Origin of the sequence: Natrinema saccharevitans (genome assembly GCF_001953745.1) — an archaeon.
Taxonomy (GTDB): domain Archaea; phylum Halobacteriota; class Halobacteria; order Halobacteriales; family Natrialbaceae; genus Natrinema; species Natrinema saccharevitans.
The window spans coordinates 183491-209359 of record NZ_LWLN01000002.1; the positions used below are offsets into that span (position 1 = coordinate 183491).

19 protein-coding genes and 5 pseudogenes are annotated in these 25869 nt (G+C 59.1%); 15 read left to right on the forward strand and 9 right to left on the reverse strand.

Annotated elements, in window-relative coordinates; genetic code table 11:
- The first annotated feature begins 197 nt into the window (after positions 1–197).
- On the forward strand, positions 198–950 hold the full coding sequence (locus A6E15_RS18390; protein ID WP_076148769.1) for an IclR family transcriptional regulator: 753 nt from the start codon (positions 198–200) through the stop codon (positions 948–950).
- Between the two features lie 119 nt (positions 951–1069).
- On the opposite strand, the gene A6E15_RS18395 is transcribed toward A6E15_RS18390, so the two are convergent.
- Positions 1070–1858, reverse strand: a complete 789-nt coding sequence (locus tag A6E15_RS18395; protein ID WP_076148605.1) for an enoyl-CoA hydratase/isomerase family protein — start codon at positions 1856–1858, stop codon at positions 1070–1072.
- A gap of 142 nt (positions 1859–2000) precedes the next feature.
- On the reverse strand, positions 2001–3569 hold the full coding sequence (locus A6E15_RS18400) for an acyl CoA:acetate/3-ketoacid CoA transferase (RefSeq protein ID WP_076148606.1): 1569 nt from the start codon (positions 3567–3569) through the stop codon (positions 2001–2003).
- Positions 3570–3707: 138 nt separating this feature from the next.
- On the opposite strand from A6E15_RS18400, the gene A6E15_RS18405 reads away from it, so the two are divergent.
- Entirely contained in the window at positions 3708–4832 is a 1125-nt protein-coding gene (locus A6E15_RS18405) for an acyl-CoA dehydrogenase family protein (RefSeq protein ID WP_076148607.1), read from the forward strand.
- 9 nt (positions 4833–4841) lie between these two features.
- Here the strand turns inward: A6E15_RS18405 and A6E15_RS18410 are convergent.
- Positions 4842–5254, reverse strand: a pseudogene (locus A6E15_RS18410) (3-hydroxyacyl-CoA dehydrogenase family protein).
- A gap of 300 nt (positions 5255–5554) precedes the next feature.
- Here A6E15_RS18410 and A6E15_RS18415 point away from each other — a divergent pair.
- Both A6E15_RS18415 and A6E15_RS18420 read left to right on the forward strand, forming a co-directional pair.
- The gene (locus A6E15_RS18415) at positions 5555–6721 is read left to right on the forward strand and encodes a thiolase C-terminal domain-containing protein (protein ID WP_076148608.1); all 1167 of its coding nucleotides are present in this window, start codon (positions 5555–5557) and stop codon (positions 6719–6721) included.
- Positions 6721–7107: a Zn-ribbon domain-containing OB-fold protein gene (locus A6E15_RS18420; RefSeq protein WP_076148609.1), complete on the forward strand. Its 387-nt coding sequence runs from the start codon at positions 6721–6723 to the stop codon at positions 7105–7107. The genes A6E15_RS18415 and A6E15_RS18420 overlap by 1 nt, the downstream gene beginning before the upstream one ends.
- A gap of 48 nt (positions 7108–7155) precedes the next feature.
- Here the strand turns inward: A6E15_RS18420 and A6E15_RS18425 are convergent, their stop codons facing one another.
- Positions 7156–8793, reverse strand: coding sequence for an acyl-CoA synthetase (locus A6E15_RS18425; protein ID WP_076148610.1), 1638 nt, complete (start codon positions 8791–8793; stop codon positions 7156–7158).
- A 187-nt stretch (positions 8794–8980) separates the two neighbouring features.
- Here A6E15_RS18425 and A6E15_RS18430 point away from each other — a divergent pair, with 187 nt between their 5' ends.
- From A6E15_RS18430 to A6E15_RS20150, 5 genes and pseudogenes are all read left to right on the forward strand, one after another.
- Entirely contained in the window at positions 8981–10678 is a 1698-nt protein-coding gene (locus A6E15_RS18430) for a methylmalonyl-CoA mutase family protein (RefSeq protein WP_076148611.1), read from the forward strand.
- 130 nt (positions 10679–10808) lie between these two features.
- Positions 10809–11231 (forward strand): cobalamin B12-binding domain-containing protein, encoded by a 423-nt coding sequence (locus A6E15_RS18435; RefSeq protein WP_076148612.1) that lies wholly within the window; start codon positions 10809–10811, stop codon positions 11229–11231.
- Between the two features lie 27 nt (positions 11232–11258).
- Positions 11259–11823 (forward strand): annotated as a pseudogene (locus A6E15_RS18440) (IS6 family transposase); the annotation flags it as partial.
- 236 nt (positions 11824–12059) lie between these two features.
- Positions 12060–12860, forward strand: coding sequence for a sulfite exporter TauE/SafE family protein (locus A6E15_RS18445; RefSeq protein ID WP_076148613.1), 801 nt, complete (start codon positions 12060–12062; stop codon positions 12858–12860).
- Between the two features lie 22 nt (positions 12861–12882).
- Positions 12883–13283: pseudogene (locus tag A6E15_RS20150) on the forward strand (zinc ribbon domain-containing protein); the annotation flags it as partial.
- Between the two features lie 91 nt (positions 13284–13374).
- Here the strand turns inward: A6E15_RS20150 and A6E15_RS18455 are convergent.
- The gene (locus A6E15_RS18455; protein ID WP_076148615.1) at positions 13375–14163 is read right to left on the reverse strand and encodes a TrmB family transcriptional regulator; all 789 of its coding nucleotides are present in this window, start codon (positions 14161–14163) and stop codon (positions 13375–13377) included.
- An 83-nt stretch (positions 14164–14246) separates the two neighbouring features.
- Here A6E15_RS18455 and A6E15_RS18460 point away from each other — a divergent pair, with 83 nt between their 5' ends.
- The 4 genes from A6E15_RS18460 (at position 14247) to A6E15_RS18470 (ending at position 18112) form a co-directional block, all read left to right on the forward strand.
- Positions 14247–14579, forward strand: a complete 333-nt coding sequence (locus A6E15_RS18460) for a DMT family transporter (protein WP_076148616.1) — start codon at positions 14247–14249, stop codon at positions 14577–14579.
- Between the two features lie 141 nt (positions 14580–14720).
- Entirely contained in the window at positions 14721–15980 is a 1260-nt protein-coding gene (locus A6E15_RS18465; RefSeq protein WP_076148617.1) for a digeranylgeranylglycerophospholipid reductase, read from the forward strand.
- Between the two features lie 153 nt (positions 15981–16133).
- Entirely contained in the window at positions 16134–16262 is a 129-nt protein-coding gene (locus A6E15_RS21760; protein ID WP_277612956.1) for a hypothetical protein, read from the forward strand.
- A 206-nt stretch (positions 16263–16468) separates the two neighbouring features.
- On the forward strand, positions 16469–18112 hold the full coding sequence (locus A6E15_RS18470) for an MBL fold metallo-hydrolase (protein ID WP_076148618.1): 1644 nt from the start codon (positions 16469–16471) through the stop codon (positions 18110–18112).
- Positions 18113–18398: 286 nt separating this feature from the next.
- Here A6E15_RS18470 and A6E15_RS21945 read toward each other — a convergent pair.
- Both A6E15_RS21945 and A6E15_RS18480 read right to left on the reverse strand, forming a co-directional pair.
- Positions 18399–18596, reverse strand: a pseudogene (locus A6E15_RS21945) (hypothetical protein); the annotation flags it as partial.
- Positions 18597–19415, reverse strand: coding sequence for an SWIM zinc finger family protein (locus A6E15_RS18480; protein WP_076148620.1), 819 nt, complete (start codon positions 19413–19415; stop codon positions 18597–18599).
- Positions 19416–19510: 95 nt separating this feature from the next.
- On the opposite strand from A6E15_RS18480, the pseudogene A6E15_RS18485 reads away from it, so the two are divergent.
- Positions 19511–20089, forward strand: a pseudogene (locus A6E15_RS18485) (integrase core domain-containing protein).
- Positions 20090–20179: 90 nt separating this feature from the next.
- Here A6E15_RS18485 and A6E15_RS18490 read toward each other — a convergent pair.
- Complete coding sequence (locus tag A6E15_RS18490) at positions 20180–23596, reverse strand: PAS domain S-box protein (protein WP_084177420.1); 3417 nt, start codon at positions 23594–23596, stop codon at positions 20180–20182.
- Positions 23597–24048: 452 nt separating this feature from the next.
- On the opposite strand from A6E15_RS18490, the gene A6E15_RS18500 reads away from it, so the two are divergent.
- A complete protein-coding gene (locus tag A6E15_RS18500) occupies positions 24049–24738 on the forward strand; it encodes a peroxiredoxin (RefSeq protein WP_076148623.1) in 690 nt (229 codons plus the stop codon).
- A gap of 116 nt (positions 24739–24854) precedes the next feature.
- Here the strand turns inward: A6E15_RS18500 and A6E15_RS18505 are convergent, their stop codons facing one another.
- A complete protein-coding gene (locus A6E15_RS18505) occupies positions 24855–25790 on the reverse strand; it encodes an ArdC-like ssDNA-binding domain-containing protein (RefSeq protein ID WP_076148624.1) in 936 nt (311 codons plus the stop codon).
- Positions 25791–25869: the final 79 nt, after the last annotated feature.

The window sequence follows — 25869 nt, forward strand, 5'->3', positions numbered from 1 at the left end:
CCGGATGGCGCGTACGTAGCGGTGGCGTCACCAGTTACTGCCGGGACAGCATCCGGCAGAACCCGATGGCTCGAGTCCACGTTGGCTCTGCCAGCCGCGGTCGGTTCGCGATCCCGGTCAGGATCGAACGGCGAAACTCGAAATACCGTTCAACAGAGCCGAAATATTTCTATGGGTTCGGTGGAATGGTGAGGATGATGACGGGCTCATCAAACCGATCGGTCGAACGGGCGTTCAGGATCGTCGACGAACTCGCGGAAAACGGCGGCGGGCGGGTCTCGGAACTCGCGGATCGCCTCGAGATGCCGGTCAGCACCGTCCACAACTATCTACAGGCGCTCGTCGAGACGGGCTACGTTACGGTCGAGAACAAGGAGTATTCGACGACGACCCGGTTTCTCGAAGTCGGTCACCGACAGCGCCATCGCTTAGAAGTGTTTCAGGCCGTCAGCGACGAACTCCAGGACATCGCAACCGAGACCGGCGAACACGTGACGCTGCTGGTCGAGGAAAACGACCAGTGCGTGATCGTCGCGGTCCAGGAGGGTCCCGACGCCGTGAATCTGTTCGCGTATCCCGGTGCGCGCATGCCGTTGCACGCGGCGGCTCCCGGGAAAGCGATTCTGGCACACATGCCCGAGGACCGCGTCCGGGGGATCATCGACCGGCAGGGCCTCGTGGAGATGACGAACCGGACCATCACCGACCCCGACGTCCTCTTCGACCAGCTCGCGGAGATCCGCGAGCAGGGGTACGCCGTCGACGAGGGCGAACGCATCGCCGGCATGGTCTGTATCTCCGCGCCGGTGCTGGACAAAAGCGACGAGATCCGTGGAGCGATCTGTGTCTGTGGCCCACAGAGTCGGATCGACGAGGGACGCCGCGAGGAAATCGCCGACGTCGTCAAGCGATCGGCGAACGTGACGCAGGTCAATCTAGATTACGTCTAACCCGGCTCCGGTCGACCGCCGTCAGCCGTCGCCGACCGGCTCCCGCGCCTGTCATCCCGTGTCCGCCGTCTCCGGATCACAGCCGGGCCAGCGACACCCCTGCCCACGATTCGATCCCTCTAGCGGCCGACGAACTCGGGCTCGCCGTCGTCGAAGAAGGCATCCAGACCGCGCTCGTAGTCCTCCGTTCGGGTCGCGTCTGCGATGCCGTCAGTCTCCGCCGCGAGCTGTTGCTCGAGCGAGCGCTCGTAGCTGTCGGTCAGCAGTCGGGTCGTCGTCCCGAACGCCGCGGTCGGCCCTGCCGCCAGCTCGGCGGCGAGTTCGGCCAGCCGGTCGTCGAACTCGTCGCCGGGGACGACCTCGTTTGCCAGTCCCAGCTCGCGGGCCTCCGCAGGGCTGATGGGATCGTCTTTCAGGACGAGTTCCTTGGCGGCTCGCAGCCCGACTAGCCGCGGCAGGAAAAAGGTCGCGCCGCCGTCGCCGGTCAGGCCGATTCCGGGATACGCGAATTTGAGCGTCGCGTCCTCGCCGAGGACGAGCAGGTCCGGAAACAGCGTCAGGCTAAAGCCGATCCCGGCGGCGATGCCGTTGACGCCGCCGACGACCGGCGTCTTCGTCCGGTGGAACTGGACGATCGCTTCGTGAGCCCGTCCGGCCAGCTCCCGGATGTGGGCCGCGTCGGACTCGTCACCGGAGAGCGCGCCGAGGTCCGCGCCGGAGCCGAAGAAATCGCCCGCGTGCGTGAGGACGATACACCGCGTGTCGGGGTCCTCACCGAGGGTCGCCGCCGCCGACACCAGTTCGTTGGCCATCTCGAGTGTGAGCGCGTTTCGCCCGGCGGTACTCTCGAGCGTCACCGCTGCGACGCCGTCGTCGTGATCGATCGAGAGGTTGTCGTATGCAACCATCGGATCGGTATTTGACGTAATCTCGCTTAACGGTTCCTGCTTTGTCGGTTCGAGAACGGGGCTCGGCCCCACCTATAGTAGCCGCTGAACGTCATTGCACACCTGATCGCACGACGGCGCTGCGATCAGTGTGTGAATCGTTTCAGCGGCTACTATAGATCGCGTCGGTCAGGTCGAGCGGCTCGTCGGCAAACAGTGCGGGGTTCATCTCCGCGAGATCGTCGGCCACGAGCGGCTCGAAGCCCAACTGATCGATCACGTCGGCTTCGAGGTCGATCCCGGGCGCGACCTCCGTGAGCTCGAGGCCCTCGGGGGAGAGTTCGAAGACCGCGCGCTCGGTCACGTAGACGATCGGCTGGTCGATTTCGACGGCGTACTCGCCGCTGAACGTGATCTGCTCGACCGAGTCGACGAACTTCGAACTCGAGCCGTCGCTCTCGATCGAGAGGTCACCGTCGCCGGCCTCGATTTCGAGGCCGTCGGTCGTCAGCGTGCCACAGAAGACGACCTTCTCGGCGTTTTGCGTGATGTTGATGAAGCCGCCACAGCCGGGTAGCTGCGAGCCGAACCGGCTGACGTTGATATTGCCCATCGCGTCGACCTGTGCCATCCCCAGAAAGCCCATGTCGAGGCCACCGCCGTCGTAGAAGTCGAACTGCTGGGTCGAGGAGACCAGCGCCTCGTGATTGGCGGCGGTCCCGAAGCTGATGCCGCCGGAGGCAGCGCCGCCGACCGGTCCCGACTCGACGGTCTGGGTGATCTCGTCTGCGATGTCGCCTTCGGCTGCGACCACCGGGACGAGTTCCGGCACGCCCACGCCGAGGTTGATGACCGAATCCGGCTCGAGTTCCATCGCCGCCCGGCGGGCGATGATCGTCCGCTCGTCGAGTGCAAGCGGCTCGCTGTCGTCGTCGGTCGGCTGCTTGATCTCGCCGCTGTAGGCGGGGTTGTAGTCTTCCGCGTACGTCTGCTGGTGGTGACTCGGCGGCGCTTCGACGACGGAATCGACCAGCACGCCGGGGACGGCCACGTCGCGGGCGGTGAGCGTGCCCGACTCCGTGACGCGCTCGACCTGGGCGATCACGGTGCCGCCGGAGTTGTGGGCGGCCTGGGCCATCGCCAGCACGTTCGAGTCGAGGGCTTCCCGCTCCATGGTGATGTTTCCGTTCTCGTCGGCCGTCGTCCCCCGGATGATCGCCACGTCGATCGGCACCGACTGATAGAAGAGATACTCCTCGCCGTCGACGGTCATGACCTCGACGATGTCCTCGTCGGTGACGTCGTTGGCCTTCGCGCCGTCCTGACGCGGATCGACGAACGTTCCCAGCCCGACGTGGCTGAGCGTGCCGGGTTTGCCCGCGGCGGTATCGCGAAGCAGGTGATCCATCACGCCGAAGGGGAGGTTGTAGGCCTCGATCTCGTCGTTGACGACCTTCTCCATCAGGTCGGGCGTAAAGCCCCAGTGGCTCGCGATCGTGCGCTCGAGCATCCCCTCTTGGACCAGATGCGAGAGCCCACGCCCCTGCCGGTCGCCTTCCGCGGCGGGATGATAGAGGGTGAGATCGCGCGGATGGCTCGTTTCGGCGTACCGCTCGCCGAGTGCCTCGAGAACGTATTCGGGAATCCCGACGGCGACGAAGCCGCCGACGCCGACCGTATCGCCGTCGTCGATACGTTCGACTGCTGCCTCTCTGGACTGTCGAATCGTCATACCTCACTCTCGCGGGAGCCGCTACTTTTAGTTACCTATCTCAGCGCCACGCCGCCGTAACAAGCGCTCGCACCGGTATCGACGACGTTCCCACAGCTGAATCGTACGCTTTACTATCCCGCCCCCGAATCAGTGTGTATGGAGCTAACAGACAGTCAGCAGCTGATACGGGACACCGTCCGTGAGTTCGTCGAGACGGAAGTCGTCGAGACGGTCGACGAGCACGACGCGGCCCAGACGTTTCCGGAAGACGTCTGGGACGGGCTCGCGGAACTCGACCTGACCGGGCTCACGGTCCCCGAGGAGTACGGCGGGTTCGACGCCGACGAAGTGACCTACAGCATCGTCAACGAAGAAGTGGCGCGGGGACATCTGGCGGTTGCGACGGCGCTGTCGGTCCACTGTCTGGCCACCTCGTGTATTCGCCAGTTCGGCACCGAAGAACACAAAGAAGAGTGGCTGCCGAAGATGGTCGACGGTCGCCCCGTCGGCGCGTTCGCGCTCTCGGAACCCGACGCCGGCTCGAACCCGGCCGAGATGAGCACCGAAGCCCGCCTCGAGGACGGCGAATACGTCATCAACGGGAAGAAACAGTGGATCACGAACGGCAAACGTGCGGGCGTCGTCATCCTGTTTGCGAAGACCGACCGCGACGATCCCGACACCGTGACCCAGTTCTTGGTGCCCAAGGACACGCCGGGACTCGAGATCGGCAAGAAAGAGGACAAGCTCGGGCTGCGTGCCAGCGACACCACGACGCTGCTCTTCGACGACGTGCGGATCCCCGAAGAGAACCGCCTGACTGAGGTCGGCGACGGGCTCAAGGCCGCGTTCTCGATCCTGACCGGCGGCCGAATCGCGATCGCCAGCCAGGCCGTCGGCGTCGCCCAGGCGGCTCTCGACGCCGCCGTAAGCTACGCCAACGAACGCGAACAGTTCGGCGAACCGATCAGCAACCATCAGGCGATCGCCCACAAGCTCGCGGACATGCAGACGAACGTTCAGGCCGCACGCCTGCTGACACGTGACGCCGCCCGGAAAAACGACGGTGGCCTCGATCCGCAGGCAGCGAGCATGGCGAAGTACTTCGCCAGCGAGACGGCGGTCGACGTCGCCAACGAGGCGGTGCAGGTCCACGGCGGCTACGGCTACACCAAGGACTTCGACGTCGAGCGCTACTACCGCGACGCCAAGATCACCACGATCTACGAGGGGACCTCCGAAATACAGAAGGAGGTTATCTCGCGGCACTTAACCGAGTGACGCGACGCGTTACTCGTATTCGTAGAAACCGCGGCCGGTCTTCTTGCCGAGTTCTCCCGCTTCGACCTTGCGCTTGAGGAGATAGGCCGACTTGTACCGATCACCTGACTCCTCGCGGAGCGTCTCGGAGGCGTGGAGACAGACGTCGAGGCCGATGTGGTCGGCCAGCGTCAGCGGTCCCATCGGGACGTTCGTCTCGGTTCCATTCCCGCGTCGATGTCGTCCTTCGAAGCGACGCCCTCGTCGTAGGCCCGGATCCCCTCGTTGATCCAGGGCATCAGGATCCGGTTGGTGACAAAGCCCGGCTTGTCGTCGGACTCCCAGGTCGTCTTCCCGAGGTCCTCGGCGAACTCCAGTTCGACGTCGCGCATGACGACGTCGTAGCCTGCCGTTGCGGCGACCTGTGCGATACCACTTCCCATCGTGCCAGCGCCGACGACGCCGACACGGTCGATCGTCTCTATAGTAGCTCTTGAAAATCAATGCACACCCGATCGCAGGACAGCGTTGTGATCGGTGTGTAACTCGTTTCAAGAGCTACTATAGGTCTGCACCCATCATTCCGTGGTGGTCGGACTGTCGTAGTGAACCGCCTCGGGGGCAAGCCTCGAGGCGATCGCCTTGACTGCCTGTAAATGTCTCGACTCTCGTCAGTGGCGGAACCGACGGTCGTCGTCCGACACAGCTATACCGCACGAACTGAGACGTAGTGGTGATAACTAATGTCACAGGTACAACTCGCCGGCACAGGCATGACGACGTTTGGGTCACATCCCGATCGGACGGGCAGGGACATGTTCGCAGACGCCGGGCTCGCCGCCCTCGAGGACGCCGGCGTTCCGGCTGCGGACGTCGACGAACTCTTCTACGGCAACTTCGTCGGCACCCTCTCGGAAGGACAGGGCCACCAGGGGCCGCTCATGGCGGAGGCGTTCGGGACGACCGCTCCCTCGCGCCGAATCGAAAGCGCGTGTGCCTCGAGCGGGCTCGCGGTCCATGATGCCGTGCGTGCGATCCGCAGCGGCGAGTCGGACGTCGTCGTTGCCGGCGGTATGGAGCGGATGACGAACATGGGGACGGCTGGGGCGACGAAGGGGCTGGCCAGCGCGGCCGACGACCTCTATGAAGTCCGGGCGGGTGTCACCTTCCCCGGCGCGTACGCGCTGATGGCACGGGCCTATTTCGACGAGTGCGGCGGCACTCACGAGGATCTGGCCCATATCGCGGTCAAAAATCACGACAACGCGCTCGTCAACGACCACGCCCATCTCCAGGAGGAGATTACGGTCGCGGACGCACTCGATGCGCCCGAAATCGCATCCCCGTTTACGCTGTACGACGCCTGTCCGATCAGCGACGGGGCGGCCGCGATCGTCTTGGCCTCTCCCGAATACGCCGCGGAACACGACCTCGAGGCCGACGTGGCGATTACGGGCGCCGGCCACGGCGGCGATACGATGGCGCTGCACGATCGCCAGTCGCTGTCGAAGACGCCCGCGACCCGCGACGCTGCAGTGGATGCCTACGACGACGCCGGCATCGAACCCAGCGACATCTCCGTCGCGGAGGTCCACGACTGCTTTACGATCGCCGAAGTCCTCGCCCTCGAGGCGCTCGGCCTCTACAGTCACGGCGAGGCGATCGGGGCGGCTCGCCGCGGCGAGACGCGCCGTGACGGCGAGTTGCCGGTGAACCTCTCCGGCGGCCTGAAAGCGAAGGGGCATCCGGTCGGCGCAACCGGCGCCGCTCAAGTGGCTGCCGTCGCGACGCTGCTCGACGGCACCCATCCGCGGGCCGACGCCGTCGACGACGCCGCGGTCGGCGTCGCCCAGAACGCTGGTGGAACCGTCGCCAGTGCGACCGTGCACGTTCTGGAGGTGACGGAGTGATGACTGACGTGACCAACGGCGAGTACGACGCGTTCCTCGAGGCGCTTGCAGCGGGCGAGGGGTACTACCGCACCTGCGAGAACGACCACGGCCTGCTGCCGCCACGGCGTGCCTGCCCGCACTGTGGCGATCGCAATCTCACGGAGCGGGACCTCCCGTCGGCCGGCGACATCGTCACGCACACGACCGTGTCCGTTCCGACGCCGCAGTTCGAAGACGATGCCCCCTACGTCACCGCCGTCGTCGACTTCGACGGCGTCCGACTCACGGGGATCGTGCGGGGCATCGATCCGGAAGCCGTCGAAATCGGCGACCGCGTCACCGCGACGGTCGAATCCACCGAGACTGACGGCGAGCGGACGATCGTCTTCCGCCCGGCAGAATAACGGAGCCACTTCGCGATACGAACCCCGCTCCAGCGGGCGTCGGCCCGGCTACAGGCCGTGTTTGTGCTGTTCTTCTTTGCGGAGTTCGACGCGGCGGATCTTCCCGCTCGAGGTCTTGGGGAGTTCGTCGGTGAACTCGATCCGGCGGGGGTACTTGTAGGGGGCCGTCTCGTCTTTCATGAACGACTGTAAGTCGTCTTTCAGTTCGTCGCTGCCCTCGTAGCCCTCGGCGAGGATCACGTAGGCCTTGACGACGCTGCCGCGTTCTTCGTGTGGACTGTCGACGACGGCGGCCTCGGCGACGGCGTCGTGGGTGACGAGGGCGTCCTCGACCTCGAAGGGGCCGATGCGGTAGCCCGACGAAATAATGATGTCGTCGGCCCGGCCTTCGAAGAAGAAGTAGCCGTCCTCGTCTCGGGAGGCGAGATCGCCCGTGCGGTAGTAGTCGCCGGAGAGTTGCCGCTCGTCGAGGTCTGGTTTCTCGTAGTAGCCGTCGAAGATCGCCGGCGAGTCGACCGGCACGGCGATCTCACCGATCTCGCCGGGTTCGACCGCTTCCTCGTCGTCGACGTCGATGATCGTCGCGCCGACACCGGGCGTCGGCTTGCCCATGCTGCCGGGCTTGACGTCGATCCCGGAGTAGTTCGTCACCAAGGCGACGGTCTCGGTCTGGCCGTAGCCGTCACGCGGGGTCACGCCCCAGACGTCCCGAATGCGCTCGATCGGCTCGCGGTTGAGGGGTTCGCCTGCCGACAGCGCGTCGTTGAGTCGGACGTCGTACGCTGCGAGGTCGGCGTTGGCGAACATCCGGTACTGGGTCGGGACGGCACAGAGCTTGGTGACGCCCTCGTCCTCCATGATCTCGAGGAAGGTGTCGGGTTCGAACTCGCCGTCGTAGATGAGTTGGGTCGCGCCCGTCGTCAGGCCGACGCCGACCGGGCTCCAGAACCACTTCGCCCAGCCGGTCCCCGTGGTGGCCCAGAGCAGTTCGTCCTCGAGGTCGGTGTCCGCGTCGATGCCCCACCAGTAGGGCGCGTTGATCCGGTTGAAACAGTACTGCCAGCGGTGTTTGTGCAACACCGGTTTGGGCTGGCCGGTCGTTCCGCTGGTGTAGTTGATCGTCATCGGGTCCTCGGCTGCCAGTTCGGGGCCGTCGTAGTCGGTCGACTCCTCGGCCATGACGTCCGCGACCGTCGTCCAGCCCTCGCCCTGCAGGTCGTCTTCGGAGCCGTCGAGGACGACGACCCGCTCGAGTGGGGTCTCCTCGAGTACCGGTTCGACCATGTCGGTCAGCGATTCGTGGACGACGACGCTCGTCGCGGTACAGTCGTCGGCCCGGAACGCGATGTCTTTCGAGCGCAGCATCGACGAACAGGGGACCAGCAGCGAGCCGGTCGCCAGCGCCCCGAGTTGAATCGCGAACGCGTCGGGATGGCGCGGGAACAGGTGCATGACCCGATCGCCCTCGGTGACGCCGAGGGACTCGAGGCCGTTGGCAAAGCGGTTCATGTCGTCCCGGATGTCGGCGTAGGTCCGTTCCTCGCGGGCCCCCTCGTCGTCCAAGAACCGGGCGGCAACGCGATCGCCGACCGAGTCGGCGTGATCCGTGACGACCGACGTGATCGCATACGAGTCCGGAATGTCCCACTCGAAGCTGTCTGCTTCTGTAGTGTAATTAACACCCATACGCTGGCAATCAAAACGCGCAATCTTGAATCTTTTGTTACAATTGGTAATTTCTCTCACCCACGTGTTCAATAGCTGGCACACTCCCGATGTCGGCCGCCGACTCCACCTGTCGGCTGTCACTCTCGCCGAAGAGTCGCCTCGAGCGGCACAACATTTTAGATGAGTTGCATCTATATGCTAGACAATGTTCGACGAGCAAGAACTGGCAGCGATTTCTCAGCAGCGGGAGTCGTGGGAAGCGGAGACGCTCGATCCGTCGTTAGAACGCGGCGAGCGCAAAGAGCGATTCGCGACGGTCTCGAACCACGAGGTCGATCGCCTCTACACGCCCGAAGACATCGCCGACCTCGAGTTCGACGAGGATCTCGGCTTCCCCGGTGAGCCGCCGTACACGCGGGGGCCGTATCCGACGATGTACCGCGGGCGCACGTGGACGATGCGCCAGTTCGCCGGGTTCGGGACCGCGGAGGAAACCAACGAACGGTTTCACTACCTGATCGACGAGGGACAGACCGGGCTCTCGACGGCGTTTGACATGCCGTCGCTGATGGGGATCGACTCGGATCATCCGATGAGCGAAGGCGAGGTTGGTAAGGAAGGCGTCGCCGTCGACACGCTCCGGGACATGGAAATCCTGTTCGACGGCATCGACATCGGCGACGTGTCGACCTCGTTTACCATCAACCCGTCGGCAGCGGTCATCTACGCGATGTATATCGCGTTGGCCGACCAACAGGGCGTCCCACGTGACGAAGTCCGGGGCACCCTCCAGAACGACATGCTAAAGGAGTTCATCGCGCAGAAAGAGTGGGTCATCCCGCCGGAGCCCTCCCTCGAGATCGTCACCGACACGATCGAGTTCGCCGTCGAGGAGACGCCGAAATTCCACCCGGTCTCGATCTCGGGCTATCACATCCGGGAGGCCGGCTCGACTGCGGCCCAGGAGGCCGCCTTTACGCTCGCCGACGGCTTCGCCTACGTCGAGGACTGTCTCGAGCGCGGGCTCGACGTCGACGAGTTCGGCCCGTTGCTGTCGTTTTTCTTCAACTCGCACAACTCCATCTTCGAGGAGGTTGCGAAGTTCCGGGCCTCACGCCGCGTCTACGCCCGTCTGATGGAGGAGTGGTACGGCGCGGACGAGCCCGAATCCAAGCGCATGAAGTTCCACACCCAGACGGCGGGCCAATCGCTGACGGCCCAGCAGCCGTTGAACAACATCGTCCGGGTGACGATCCAGGCGCTGGCAGGCGTCTTCGGCGGCACTCAGTCGTTACACACCAACAGCTTCGACGAGGCGCTGGCGCTGCCAAGCGAGAAGGCTGTCCGCGTCGCCTTGCGGACCCAGCAGATCATCGCCGAAGAGTCCGGTGCAGCCGATATCGTCGACCCAATGGGCGGCTCCTTCGCCGTCGAGAAACTCACAAACGAGATGGAAGCCGAGATCATGGACTACCTCGAGGAGATCAAAGCGATGGGCGACGGCTCGGTCCGTGACGGCGTCCTCGACGGCATCGACCAGGGCTACTATCATCGCGAGATTCAGGGAGCGAGCTACGAGTACCAGCAACGCGTCGAACGCGGTGAGGAAGTCGTCGTCGGCGTCAACGAGTACACCATCGAGGAAGACACCTCGCCGGAGCTGTTACACGTCGACGAAACGACGCGGGATCGCCAACTCGAGCGCTTAGCACAGGTCAAAGCCGACCGCGACGATGCGGCCGTCGATGCGACGCTCAAGGCGCTGTCGGACGCGATCGAACGCGACGAGAACGTCATGCCGTACATCGTCGACGCCGTGAAGGCCTACGCGACGATGGGAGAGATCATGCAGGTCTTCGAAGACCACCACGGCGCGTATCGAGAGGAGATCAGCCCAGTCTGAGCCGGTCTCCCGTCAGATGTCGCTCCCCACCGATTCCCGAGCCCGTCTTTCCCCGGTCGGAAGCGCCGTTTCGGCGGTCGAGACTGGGGACTCCGATAGAACCATACGTTTCCTCTTCGAACCGAGATCCATGAGTATCGAGAACGATGAGCGGACGATTCGGTGTCTGGTTGCAAAGGTCGGTCTCGACGGCCACGACCGTGGCGCACACGTTATTTCTCGAGCGTTCCGTGACGCCGGCTTCGAGGTCATCTACTCCGGACTGCACAAGGCACCCGACGACATCGTCCAGGCTGCGGTGCAAGAAGACATCGACGTCCTCGGGATCTCGATTCTCTCCGGGGCGCACGATACGCTCGTCCCGAAAATTATGGACGGCCTCGAGGAATACGGCGCGAAAGAGGAGACGCTCGTACTCGTCGGTGGCGTGATTCCGGAGGAAGACCGCGACGAACTCGAAGCGGCGGGGGCTGCTGCGATCTTCGGCCCCGGAACGTCGATCGAAGAGACGATCGACTTCGTCCGGAAAACTGTCTCCGACGGTCGTATTTAATTACGGAAAAGTGAGCGGTGAGAGTAGACCCCGCGTCGGTTGATGGAGCTCGGTGTTCGACTCCATCTTACCGAAGTGTCGCTTTCGAATACTGCTCGGGGATTAGAGAGATTTAGTGACGAACGATCGCGCACGGCTGTAGACGACTGGGTACAGAAAGCCGATCTACAGCCAGCAACTGATACGAATCCGAATCACGTTTCGGTTGACGAAACCGTGATTCGAATCGGCGATCACCAGTAGTGGCTGGACGCTGCAGTGGGTCGGGAAACAAACAAAGTCCTCCATACACGGCTTTTTTCGACGACTACGACCGCATTGACTGAACGGTTTCTGTGGGAACTACTCGAGAACCACGATGTCGAAACTGCGGTGTTTCCCGTCGAGGGTGCACAGCATCCCCAGGAAGCACTCCACCGGCACGGGCCCAAATTTCGATACGAAAAACAGGAATCGGAAGAGTGCTAGACATATATTTTGAGGGAGGAAACGACGTACCCATTTATTCTCAAACGGTTTTAACCACGTTAAACTATCAATCGCGGAGTCATGGCTCCAGGTCTTCGCCGTCCGGCAGAATTCGACAACCTAACCACGACCACCACTTGACCCCGAGGCGGTTCACGACTACATCGGGACGGAGAGCTATAGTAGCCACTGAAAGTCATTGCATACCTGATCGCACGATAGCGTCGCGATCAGTGTGTGAATCGTTCAGTAGCTACTATACGTAGTGCCGAAAATATCATTATTTCCTGTTTAGTGTGCTTTCGGTAACTGGACCAGAATGAACAATAGAAAGCGTCCTGAACAGATGAGTTACCAGTTATGCTCGAGTCACTCCTACGCGTGGACGTGGTCCTTTTCGTTACTATCGGGCTGCTTGGCGGAGCACACTGTATTGGAATGTGTGGGCCGCTAGTGACGATGTATGCCGAGCAGATGTCTTCACGTCCGGATAGGGAAACAGCAACAACAGGATCCCAAAATCGGCGTGGACATCTGACGCCATATGAGGTTCGTCAGCATGCGCTGTTCAACTTGGGACGGACACTCAGTTACGCACTTATCGGCGGGGCGTTTGGCGCGTTTGGTGGTTTCGTGTTTGTCACGACGGAGCAGCTGACAGTAATCGCGGATTTTGTGCGTGGGAGTGTTGGAATTATTATCGGTTCATTTATAATTATAGCCGGTGTGAAATACCTTTTAGGTGGTGTTTCCGGGGTTAGAATTCCGGGTGTTCAGCGGATAACAAATCGGATTGCTGTTCGTATCGATCGATACGTAAATAGTCCCGGGATTATCGGTCTCGGTGCGCTTCACGGATTGCTGCCGTGCCCCATTCTATATCCAGCATATTTGTTCGCGTTCGCGACCGGCTCTGCTGTATCCGGATTTCTCGCGTTAGGGACGCTTGGAATCGGAACAATTCCAGCCGTCTTCGCTTATGGAACACTCATCGAGTCCGTTGACACGATCCATCGCCAACGACTCCATCGTCTTCTCGGAATCGTCTTCATTATACTCGGATATATCTTGTTGACACATGGATTGATGGCGATCGGTATCCACCTTCCGCATCCGATGCTTCCGCATTATCAACCTCTTGGGGGAGCAATGAATCACTGAACAGTAGTCACAGTTCAGAGCAATTCAACGGTGTATCGAAGAAGGCATAGGGGAGATAGCAGTTGGTGACCTCAGCAACGTCCGCGAAGACGAGAACGGCGACTCGCGGAACTGGGGTCAGTCGGGGAACAAGAAGTTGCACGGCTGGGAGTTCGACCGATTCGTCCGACTCCTCGAATACAAGGCCGAGGAAGACGGCACTTTCGTTGACCGCGTAGACGAGAAAAACACGTCGAAGACGTGTTCGTGTTGCGGTCAGATTCGAGATACGAACCGCGCGGAACGTGGGCTGTACGTCTGCGAGTCAATCCTCCGACAGGGGATATGAGTAACAGCTGGTTGGCACAGCCCGGTGTCTTCCCGTTCGACCGCGGGAACGGGACGTTCAAGACGAGAGCACAGGGAGTCTGCAAACCCTACTAACCCAACGCTGAGCAAATCGGAGATTTGCGATGTACGCGAATCTTCGATTCGGTTGACTCGGGATTCCTCCGCCTTCAAGCGGAGGTGGATGTCAATCAAGGAGGGGTACAGCATTGGACCACAGCTGTTGGAAGTGTTTCTCAAACTCGGAGACGACTTGCGAATCTTTAATTCCAATTACACCGATTCGGTCTTCATCAGATACTGGATGCAGAACATCAATCGTCGTCTCTACATTATCCACGACATCAAACGAAAGCGCAATTTCAGGAATCGTTCTGACAGTTATGTCTGTAGACTGACTTTCAATTAGGTGTGGGAATCGGTCAGGGAGTACGGTAACTGCTTTTTCACTGAAAAGGAGGTTGACAGACAAATCTGCATTAGCACCTTCGAAGAAGCCTTCCACTTCAGATTGGAGTGTCTCCCACGTCGCATCCTCGTAGGGAGGCCCAATAGCCGCTTTGACAACGTTCTCCGCAGTTCGCATATGCTGCTGGAGTGCTGTACTCATTTCGTCGCTCCCGAGCGATCCGAGCCAGAAACTACTCTCTGTTGGTGGTGTCGGCAAAAGGTTCGAACGAACTGTGTCTGCTTTCTCGCGGTAACGATCCCACTCTTGGTTCAGCTCATATGCTCGTTCAGCCAGAAGCCTGTCGACGACGGTTTCTGGCTGTACGGCCACGTATCGATTTGGGTTGCTTGACTGTCTCCAGATCAGCTTGCGAGCCTCAAGGCCGTTTAGAACGTCGTAAATACGTCCTTTTGGGACCCCACTAGTATCAGAGAGTTCGGCTGCCGTCACTGCTCCCGTCACGAGAAGCGTTCGATAGGCCTTCTCCTCGTAACTTGAGAGTCCAAGCTCGCCCAATTCCGTCATAGATTGTTATTGTACCTCCAAACAAATTGTAAGTGCTGTTTTGTTTCAATAGCCGTATAGTAGCGGCTTCGAAATCCAACGGTATGCATCCGTACGTACTGCTCGCTGGTGCAATACTCTCCGAATTATTCGGGACAACTGCCCTCAAACTCTCTGAGGGGTTTTCACAGCCGGTTCCCAGTATTGGGGTTGTCCTCGGATATGGAGCGGCGTTCTATCTACTATCCCTGACGTTAGAGGAATTACCGATGGGTGTCGTCTATGGGACATGGGCAGCATTGGGTATCGTCGGTGTGGCAGGTATCGGGACCATTGTTTTTGGTGAATCAGTTGACCTGGCAGGCCTTCTCGGAATTGGCCTCATTATCGGTGGCGTCTACTGCGTTACCGTGGTGTCACAGATGTCTGCCCACTAAGATGGTGGGCACCGGGTCTGTGTGACCCACCTCGGGGTTACGTCCCGAGGCACTCGCCTTGCTGATCTGTAGAAACAACCGAGAAGTGGCACTGTGTTCCAACATCTTGTTCGTCCTCTTTTGAGTAGTTGTTCTCCAACGATGGCCAACAGTTATGATGTGATCATCGCTGGGGCAGGTCCAGCGGGGGCGCAGTGTGCACGAGATCTGGCTGACCGTGGGTACGATGTTGTCGTTCTGGAAACCGAAGCAGAAGATAAATTCCCAGCTCAAAGTGACAAATCTACTGGCGGAACGTTTGCATCGATGATGACCTCCTTCGGCATCCCGGACGACGTCGTCATGCACGCGACTGAATCAGTCGTTCTCGAATCTCCGAATGAACACTTTATCCAGGACCAGCCGGGCTTTGTCTTGGACTTCGAGGCGTTCAAGAAGTTCCTTGTCGAGGATGGTCGTCACAAGGGTGCTGAGTATCGGTTTGATGCTCGTGTTCGTGACCCAATCGTCGAAGATGGTGATCTCGTCGGTGTCCGTTATAATCGTGATCAGGAGGTCTTTGGCGAGATTGTCATCGATGCTACGGGTCCGGCCGCGCCATTGGCCAAGGATCTGGGGATAGCCAATCTTGAGCGGGAGAACCACGCGATTGGTATTGAATACCTACTCGAGGGCGTCGATCTCAATCATCCTGGTTTTGCTGATCTCACCGACGCGATGATGTTGCGGTTGGACCACGAGTACGCCCCTGGGGGTTACTCGTGGATCTTCCATACGGGCAACGACACAGCGAAAGTCGGTGTCTGTTACATCCAGAATGAACGCTATCAAGAAAACGCCATTCACGATCGCACCGTCGACGGGTATCTCGAACATTGGCTCGATACTGATCCGCGGTTCGAGAACGCCAGACAAATTGCAGCGAGTCCGGTTCGGGGATCAGCACATGTACAGTCACCCGGATCGATGAGTACTGATTCGTTTATGGCGATCGGTGATACTGTCCCGTCGATTGATCCCGTCTGGGGCGAGGGAATCTACAAGTGTATGAAATCAGCTCGAGCAGCTGCGATGACAGCCGATCGTTGTCTGACGAAGAAGATAGACACCTCTGCTGAGGAGATGAGAGTCTACGACGACCTCTGGGTGGAGCAAGTTGCCCCCAGACAAGACCGTCGATTGATGATGACGAGGTTGCTATACCTTGCACCAAACGAACGATACGACCGGCTAATGCGAGATCTGAACAAGCTCTCTCGAGATACCCTCTCAGATATTAACGATGGGAGCAAGCAGGAAATTGTAAAACTGTTGTACCCCAGTGATCTATCCTACCTCTTGAGATATTGGCAAGAAACACGATTTGGAATGTTCTCATACTTCAACTATAGTAGCTCTTGAAACGAGTTACACACCGATCACAACGCTGTCCTGCGATCGGGTGTGCATTGACTTTCAAGAGCTACTATAATTACAACACTTCTACTGATGGGGGTGCCCACTGTCGAATATTGATTGGCTGGACGTTTTATCGTGGACGGCGGCGTGAAGACGATGGACGCCGACGCCGTGCGCGACCGCGTCGAGGCCGCGGTGGACCGCTTCGACCCCGAAACAGACTGGCACCTCGGGATCGGGGGGGGAGCGAACCGCCGAGTAACCTCGCGCTGGATCGTGTCGTAGTTCGTCCGACGATCGACTTGACGAACGTACAGTACAGCGGTTCCGGTGGACAGGTCTTGACTCGAGTCGACGACGGAAAACTATCTCACCTATCTCCGCCACAAGAGCGTTCGACGGGAGCATACCGGTCGAGGGGTGTAGACTGGCAGTGCCAGGAGAGATACCCATATATTTATACGTCGTAAAGAGTAATGCATATAAAACGCATGCGTGTCACATATCAACATGCCAACATAGCTGCTGGGAATGAGTCGACGCTGTTGCGGTGTACCGCTGCGGACGGCACGCATGCCTGCGTTCTCATCGATTCCGGGGAGGGCGTCGATCTCGACAGTTTGCTTGCGGATGACGAGTACCTGAACGCGATTCTACTGACCCACCCGCATATCGATCACTATCGAACGCTCGCGAAAAACGTCCGACACAACGCACCGATCTACACTGCTGACGCAACCGCAACCGTCCTCGAACAGACGCTCCCGGAAGCCACGAAGGACAACGACCTCGGGGACATCTCCGACGCAGTAGCCGCACTCGAGCCGATCGACGACTGGACAGCGATACTCAACGGGCTCGAGATCCGACCGGTTGCTGCCGGGCACACACCCGGCGGGGCAGGGTTCCTCATCAGATTTCGCGACGAGACCGCGACTGGTCCCTTACACGGGCGGCAACATATCCTCGTTTCGGGAGATTTCACGACGCGACCGTGTGCTGGGTTTCCGGGCCTCGCCACGTCGTATCCGTTCGACATCGACTGTCTTCTGCTGAACGTTGCGACCAACAACTCCTACGTAACCGCCCTCAACGAGTCGCTCGAGACGACCCTCGAACACGCGTACGCCGGCTCCCGCGTCGTCGTCGCGGCGAGTTCGCTGACTGGCGTCCACTACGCGGCGCTGCTGGGCCACTGTACGACGACACTCGAGCGCGAGGTGCCGATCACGCTCGTCGGTCAGGCGGCGAAGCTCTACGACGCGCTCGAGTATGCTGTTCCGGGCGTCGAATCGACGACGGTCTTCGACCGAACAGACGAGGTGCTAACAGATGGTGGGATCACGATTGCGGGACCGGACGCACCGACGACCGGTAGTACACGGCGACTGCTTCGTGCGATCGCCGATAACCCTGCGGCTGCGTTCGTCCAGCTGGCGACGGACGACGGCGGCAGCCTGTCGGACACCCGCTGTACCACGCGGTCATTTCCGCTGTCGAATCATCCTCACAGCGAGACACTCACCGACGTTGTTCGCGAGATCGCCCCGAAAGAGGTCGTCGTCAAACACACGTCGGGGAGCGGACTCAAGCAGTTTCAGCGGCGCTTCGATCGCTGTTTCACCTGGGGAACGAACGATACCGACATCCACTGTCTCTACGAGGACGGCGAGTGGCTGGTCCCCGACTGGATTCCCGAGTCGACTGCGAGTCGGATCCGAAGTCGACAGTGGGAAGCCACCCAAGACCGCTCGCTCGAGTTCGACGCCTCGCTGACTCACTGCCGACGTGTGCCGGTCGATCTCGAAGGGGAAGGTGTCGACCTCGAGAGCCTCGACGAGACGTTTTCACGCGAGATGGAAGATCCGTACGCTTCGCCTCCGGAAACCGACGATTCTGGCGGGACAGAGACTGAGAGGAATGCTGTCTCTCAGGAGGAGCGATCGTTCGAGACGGAGGTTCTCGATCGTCTCGCAGCACTCGAGACGACACTCGAGCAGTCCGAGGAGACGGTTCCCGCTCGCGTACTAAGTGACGGTGCGAACGACCAGTTCTTGCACCTGCTCGAGTCCGTTGATGTCGATGCCGGCGACGTCGTCGAAGTGACAATCAAGATAGAGACAGACGACGACTAGTCCGGCACGGAGGGCGTAGTCAAATATTGGGGCGGCCCGGAATGCCGCTCTCTCCGTGGGAAACCACACGCGAGACAGCGCTCGGGCGGCTCCGTTACAATCGTCCCGTCTATAGTAGCTCTTGAAAGTCAATGCATACCCGATCGCAGGACAGCGTTGTGATCGGTGTGTAAATCGTTTCAAGAGCTACTATAGGTTTCTCGAGGCGGGCTCGCAGCTGGGCAACGTAGTGGCTGTTGTCCCAGCTTCGGTGCGGACTAATCGTTGCGAAGAGCGCTCGCGCGTCGTCGTCGCCGTATATATCGATGTCCGCAAGCGCGTCAAGAGCCAGTGGTGCGTCCTCGAGGTCCGCCTCGAGCAGGCGAAGACGCTGGGCGGTTTCGGTGCCGACCAACTGCTTGACGGTCTCGAACTCGAGCTGGTCGTCGTAGTAGTTCGTTGCGACCAGTTCCTGGAACGTCTCGCTGTCGGCGGTCTCTTCGAGCTACTCGCAGGCCTGTTCGCCTACCTTTTCTCGGAGTTCGGCCGCTGCTCGCTCGAAGTGTTCCGCGAGGAATGGCGTTCCCGACGTCGCCCGCTCATCGAGAAATGCGACGGCGTCTGTGGCTGTGTCGGCGTCGATTCTGGCCCCGACACAGTCGACGTATCCGTCGAGTGCCCGTCTGAACGCACTCGAGAAGTGGTCGTATGCGCCGTCGACGCGATCCATGTTGTCGTCAAGCGACTCGATAAGTGCCCGGTAGACGATCGTCGCCGATCTGTACTGCTCCTGCTTGCGGTACTCGTTCGCGAGATTGAACCACTGCGTGAAGTCGATCGGCTCGAAGACGACGTCGTACTCAGGGTTCGTCTCCTCAAACCGCCGATCGATCGAGGTACGAAGTTCGTTGGCCGACCGCCTCGTTGACTCTCCGGCTTGAGCGAGAAACCGATCGCGGAGGTCCGCATCGGCCGCGAGTTCTTCACGCAGGAACGCGCGGAGTTCGTCGGCGTCGGCGCCGTCGAGTGCGGCGTCGAGTTGATCACCTTCGTCTGACGGTGGGTCGTCGACACACCGAAGCAACACGGCGACGACGTGCTTGCACGCTCTTGGCCCGTCGTACGGACAGTCGCACCACGGGGCAAACCCGTCGGTGACAAGGTCAACACGAACATCGTACTGACGGCTGCCGCTCACGACGGCGGTGACGGTGCTGTCGACGCGGTGAATCTCGTGGATACGACCCTCAGCAAGATATCGTTCGCCGCGTTCGAAGACCGCGTCCGTGCAGACATCTCGAACTGTGTCCTCAGTTACGTCCATGTGTGTGGACGGTGTTCCAGCGTGAGCGGAAAAAACGGCACCGTCTAGTTAGCGCAGTTTGAGGAACGAGCAGGTCGTAGAGTTAGTTTGGATCAATGCTCGCAGGCCTGCTCAGCGGGAGGTACGCGGCGGAATTTGATGAATGTTGGGAGCGTGAGCGGACGGCGACGCCCGTCAGGGTGTTGGCCGTCCAACTCCACGCGACTGGTTGTCGCTTCGAGAGACACAAGCGATTCTTCGCTCACTCGGCGTTGAACGCTCTTATCAAGCAATCTTGCACTAGGTACTTGATGTATGCTGCAATAGACCTCGACACGAAACTCATTCTCGACGTCGCTCTCTTTGGACGGCGAGGCACCGATCCAGCTGTTGCGTTTCTGCATGGACTCGCCGAGAAACACGATCTCTCCGACGCTGAGTTTCTCGTCAATGATGCTGGCTATCTGACTGCCCTCTCCCGATTGGGATTGAGCGGCTACCTCGATTACGTTGATCGAAACCACATCGAACAGTGGTTTCACACGCTCAAAATGCGGATCGACCGCTTCCATAATTCGTGGGTCGGCAGTCGGGCGAGCGTCAGAGACTAGCTTGAACAGTTTGTACACTACTACAACACACAGCGACCACACCAGTCACTCAACGGACAGACGCCAGCGGAGGTGCTAAACTAGACAGTGCCTGGTTTTCAAATCCTTGTGGTAGCTGACCTTTGCACCCTGGAATCGCTGAATATAGCGCCCACGCAACTAGACAGCACGAAATCATACGCTCGTCACATCCCGCATCGCACCAACCAATCTGTCAACGTGTCCCTCGCTAATGACGGGTGTGACTTTCGTTTCCCACTGCCGTTGCTCGCCATCAACTGGAATATCTTTCGGATATTTGATCGTTTCCTGCCGTTGCACGCACTCGCGGTACTGCGACTCGATTTCACTGCCAATCTCTTCACCAATAGCTTCCGTGGGTGTCTTACCGGCGATTTCGGCGTTCGAGAGTCCCGTCAACTCTTCATAGATCTCATTAACACGCTCGATGCGGAACTCGCGGTTCTCGGTCACATCGATAACGAACAGTGCGTCTTGGGTGTTCTCGAACACGGTCTCGGCTAACTCCAGTTGTTGCTTGCGTTCGATACGCTCGGTAGCATCTTCTTGGAATCCAACCCAATTGCTTACAGCACCGTCTTCGTCTCTGATCGGGGCAATCGTCACGTGATTCCAGAATATCTCACCATCGTTGCGATAGTTTCGAAGTACGGTCGATACTGGTTCCTCGTTGTCGATGGCATCGCGTATCTCGGCAACTGGTTCGGGATCTGTCTCTGGGCCCTGCATGAATCGACAGTTCCGCCCAATTATGTCGGCTTCCTCGTACCCGGTTAATTCACAGAAGCGTTCATTCACGTATACCAGCGGATTGTCCGACTGATCCGGATCCGAGAGTACTACCCCGACTGGTGCCTTCTCCATCGCCTCTGTTTTCCGGGTCAACTCCGCTTCACGTTCCTTGCGCTCGGTGATGTCAGTGACGATGCCAACCATCCGCTTGGTATCGTCACCGTCGTCATAGACTTCACCCCGCGATTCGACCCAGATCTGTATGCCATCCGAACGCTGGATACGATATTCCGTCTGGAATCGAGTCTCGGTTTTGGCGGCCTGCTCAACAGCAGCCGTAGCTTTCTCTCTGTCGTCAGGATAAATATACTCCGCGAACGCATCGAAGGTGCCCTCGAACGTCCCTGGTTCGATTCCGACCAGTCGTTCCAGCGACTCACTCCAGCGTACCTCGCCCGTCCCGATAGTCCAGTCCCAGACACCCGTGTCCGTTCCCTCTAGGGCGAGTTGGAGCCGTTGTGTGGTCTCTTCAAGTTCCTGCTCGCGTTCGATCTGTTCGGAGACATCCCGGAAGGTACCGTAGATCACCGGGTCATCGGGGAGCGAGACCGTTGTCGCGCTGATCTCAACAGGGACGCGATCCCCGTTGGCGGTGACAATCGTTGTGTGTGATCCATCGGGAAGTCGCCGCTTCGATCCGCCCGATTCGACGTGTTCTTCGAAGAATTGTTGATAGAGTTCGGCCTGTTCCGAAGGGTGGAGCTCGGATTGATGCATCCCGATAATTTCGTCAGATGACATCCCGAGCAACTTTTCGGCAGCTTCATTCACCTCGATGAGTTCTCCTGTCTCAGCATCCGCAACGAACACGGGATCGGGGGCCGCCTCAAGCAGGGTTTCGTACCGCACTTTCACCATCGAGAGTTCCCGTTCACGCTCTTTGCGCTCGGTGATATTTCGCATCGCGCCCACCAATTGTGTGACTTCGCCGTCCTGAATGAGTGGCGTCAGTCGTACCTGCCAAATTCTCGATCCGCCCTCTACCGGGATCACTTGTTCGAATTCAACCATTTCCTGCCTCGCCACACACTCGTTGAACCGTGACTGTACCTCGGTCCCCGCCTCGTCACCCAGCAGTTCCCAGGGATCCATTCCCGTAATATTGTCGCTGGAACGATGAGTGAGGTCTACGAACGCGTCGTTGACGCGATTGAGGCGATACTCCTGCTCACCGACAACGTCTGCCAGAAACAGTGCATCTTGGGTAGTCTGGAACACGGTCTCCGCTACTTCCAACTCCTTTTCGCGCTCCCTGCGTTCGGTAATATCCCGGCTAATGAACAGGTGTTGGCCAGGGATAATATCTGACGTTCCTGCATACTCAATACTTTTCTCTACGTCATCGGCACCGATTATCGTCGTTGTATCTCTCTGATCGCCAGTCTCTTGGAAAACCTGCCACTCGGTATCGAACGCAAATTCATCAGGGAAAAACTCTATTAACGACCGCCCGAGTAGCTCGTTGTCTTCTACGCCGAATATCGTACTTGCTGCTTCGTTCGCGTCTACAATTCTACCGTCATTATTAACAATAGTGATCGCATCAGTCGCTTCTTCGAAGCTGGTCTTGTACTTGTCACGCGACCGCGTGAGTTCTGTCACCTGTTGTTGAACAGTAACATCGGGCTTTCGAGGGATAGTAACCGTCATCGTCGTCCCGTGTTCCGTAATCTCCGGGTCGATAGAGCCGTCGTGGCTGGACACAATCCAGTAGGCCAACCAAAGGCCCAAGCCGGATCCGTGGGCGAGTGGCGTCTCTACCCCTGAGTTGAGGACTTCAGCTTCGTGATCAGGAAGCCCGGGTCCATTATCTTTAATCTGAATCTCGATACCGTTCGGGACCGTCTCAATATCAACCGTAACACTGGTATTGTCGCCACTGTGTTTGACAGCGTTCTCGATGAGTTCCTCGATGGCCCGATCGAAGTTCTGCAGTACTTTCCCCTGAATTTCGTTGTCGTATTCAACGGTGATCGATGCTGCCGGGTATTCCTGTGTGATCTCCGCAGCAATATCCTCGATAAGAGTTCCAATCTCTGTCGCCTGTCGTTCGGAACTGCTAGTGACGACTCCTTCCAGTTCGCGGGCTTTCTGACTCAAATCGATCAAGCCGTCGATGTGGGTAAGAACAGTTTCACCGACGGACTCGTCATCCACTTGATCGGCCATAAGTTCCGTGTAGCCTCGAATGACGGAGATGTCGTTGCGAAGATTGTGCCGCAGGACGCGGTGAAGAACCGTGGCAAGGTTGGTTTGATTCGTGAGTTCGCCTTGGATGAGCTCTTTTTCGAGTTCGCGTTCGAGCAATCGTGTGAGGTGGTCAGAAAACTGCGTTTCAGCCTCGCTAAACGAGTCAGAACGGGGGTCTTGGGCGGCAAAACAGACGGTTCCGTAGGGTTCTTCTTCAGTAATAAGTGGGATACCGAGATACGTATGGTTCCCGCTTCTTTCGAAGGCCGGATCATCTCCCCAGTCCTGGTCAGGTGCATCGTGGAGTGTGAGCGGGGTGTCGTCTTCGATGGTCTCACGACAGTATGTGTCTTGAAGCTCTAGTTCAAGGCCGGGCGAGGCCTGCCCGTCTTCCATATCGGTCGTGACGACAATCTCCCAGTGATCGGTTTCTTGATCGATCCGGGTGAGATAGCCGTTGTCCACGCCGAGATATTGTTTGCCAAGCTCTAACGCCTCACGAGCTTTTTCATTAAATGGCACATCCTTTCGAACGATTTCATGGAGTCGTTGACGGGCCTCATGATCGGTTACTGTGGAATCTACCATCGTTAGAAATTTCGCACTACCCCCCTGTCACGGATCTCCTCACGTCCATTATTCATTTCCTATAATACTAGGTAGTGCCAGTACTTACCAGTGTGGGATATTCCGTCGTTTTCCAATCTTCGATAAGGTACGTTGCAACCCGCTCGTCAGCCGTCATCGTCACGGTCTCATCAGTCGATGGCCGACTGGCCGACCGCAAGCCAGTTGACTCGCTCGTGGTGAACTCTGCTAACGTCGGATGTTCTGTCATGGTGTCGCCCATCTGTCACCACAGAAACTGTATTGGGCGGTCACGTTGGAATCGAGTCGACTCAATTTTGACCCGTTGAGATGGCCGTTCGAGTAAACAGCCAGCAATTATGTGTTGTACTCGAGAGGGGAGGTTGTCGAAGCCAAAAATATAGTTTGTATGTGAGTGCTTTAATAGGCAGCTACCCAAAGAAAAGGTGTAGATGGCGAAACAAACAGAGCAAATTGACGAAGCGACGACTGACGTACCTGGCATTGGCGATACGTTCCCCGACCTGACCGTCGAGACAAGCATGGGTGAGCGTTCGCTGCCCGACGACTACGAGGGCAAGTGGCTCGTCCTGTTCAGTCACCCCGGTGACTTTACGCCTGTCTGTACGTCTGAGTTCGTCGCCTTTGAGCAGCGCCGCGAGGAGTTCGAGGACCTGAACGCCGAACTGCTCGGGCTGTCGGTCGACCGTGTCCACTCGCATATCAAGTGGACCGAATGGATTGCCGAGAACCTCGACGTCGACATCCAGTTCCCGATCATCGCTGACGATCAGGGAACGGTCGCCCAGCAACTCGGCATGCTCCACCCCGGTGCAGGAACGGCAACCGTCCGTACCGTCTTCGTCATCGATCCAGAGGGGGCAGTTCGGCTGCGTCTGACCTATCCGATGGAGATCGGTCGCAACATCGACGAAGTCCTCCGCTCGCTACGTGCACTCCAGAAGAGCGACGACGACGGTGTCGCCGCTCCCGCCGACTGGCCAAACAACGAGAAGTTCGGTGACCAAGTTCTCCTGTCACCGCCGGGCACCGAAGCGGACGCACAGAGCCGAAAAGCCGAGGCTGCTGACGACGACGAACTCAACTACTACGACTGGTGGTTCGTTACCCGCGACCAGTAACTGACTCACGGACCAACTGAACGGCAGTCTGCTGGTGATACCCGAACCCTGGTGTCGTCACCGATTCGTACCACTCTTTGTCGAGTTCGTCGCTGATATCGAGCAGAAGCGGTCGATCACTCATCGTTGATCAGTTCGCTGACAACGTCGATGATCTCCTGGGCGGTCGAACTGATTCGCTCAAGCCGATCGATGATCGTCTCTGGCTCGTCTCCGTGCCACCCGGCAAGGTAGAACGCCGATCCACTGGTATCCAACTCGAAGTACCGCCCAACGATGTAGCCGACCGCTTCGGCCTCGAGTTCACGTTTCGATCGCTCAGCCTCGTCGTCGACGCCACCGTGTAACAGCACGTGGGCGTATTCATGAACGAGCGTGACGGCGAGATCAGCGTCGTTCTCACGATCTCGGACGGCGACGCGTGGTTGCCCTTGCGGGCGATACTCACAGACGCCCTTGGCATTCTCATACGACCAATCCCGGGGTGGCACGACTTCTACGTCCACCTCGAGTGAGTTTGCTGCGTCGAGGAGTGCGGAAACCAACTCGTCAGCCTGTCCCTTTGCTTCGGTTTCGAGGTCGGGCAGTGGCTCGCCGTCAGTCTGTGAGATATCGAAGACGGGTGCTGGCCGAAAACCCACGGGTCCTTTCTCCCAGCTGTCCGGAGGGGTTTCATCGTATTCACAGCCACTGCGCTCGTGGTACGACGGGGAGTTCCCACAGTCAGGGCACTGCTTTGCAATGATGGGTTCCCAGATCCAGATCGCTGTCTCCCCTTCCTTCACGTGTCGGCCGAACTCGTTTTGCCACGTTCGGTAGCCGGCAACGCGCGTTGTCACTGGACATTGGAGTTTGATCAACAGCGTGTTTCGATGGGAGTAGTCGTGGAATCGACTCTGGACGTCCAACCACGCTGTGAACTGCTCGCGCGAGACGGCGTCATCGACCTCGTCGACGAGGTCCTGAACCCACGCCTCGATCGTACTGTGCATCTCATCGTGCCAGGTGTCCGAATCGTCGAACGTTTCCCGGGAGCGGCTGCTCGTAGCCATGTTCGATCACTGCTTCTCGAGTCGGATCGAATCGAACTGACCTCGAGAAGACCGCCACCCCTCAGTAGTCTCACAAAAA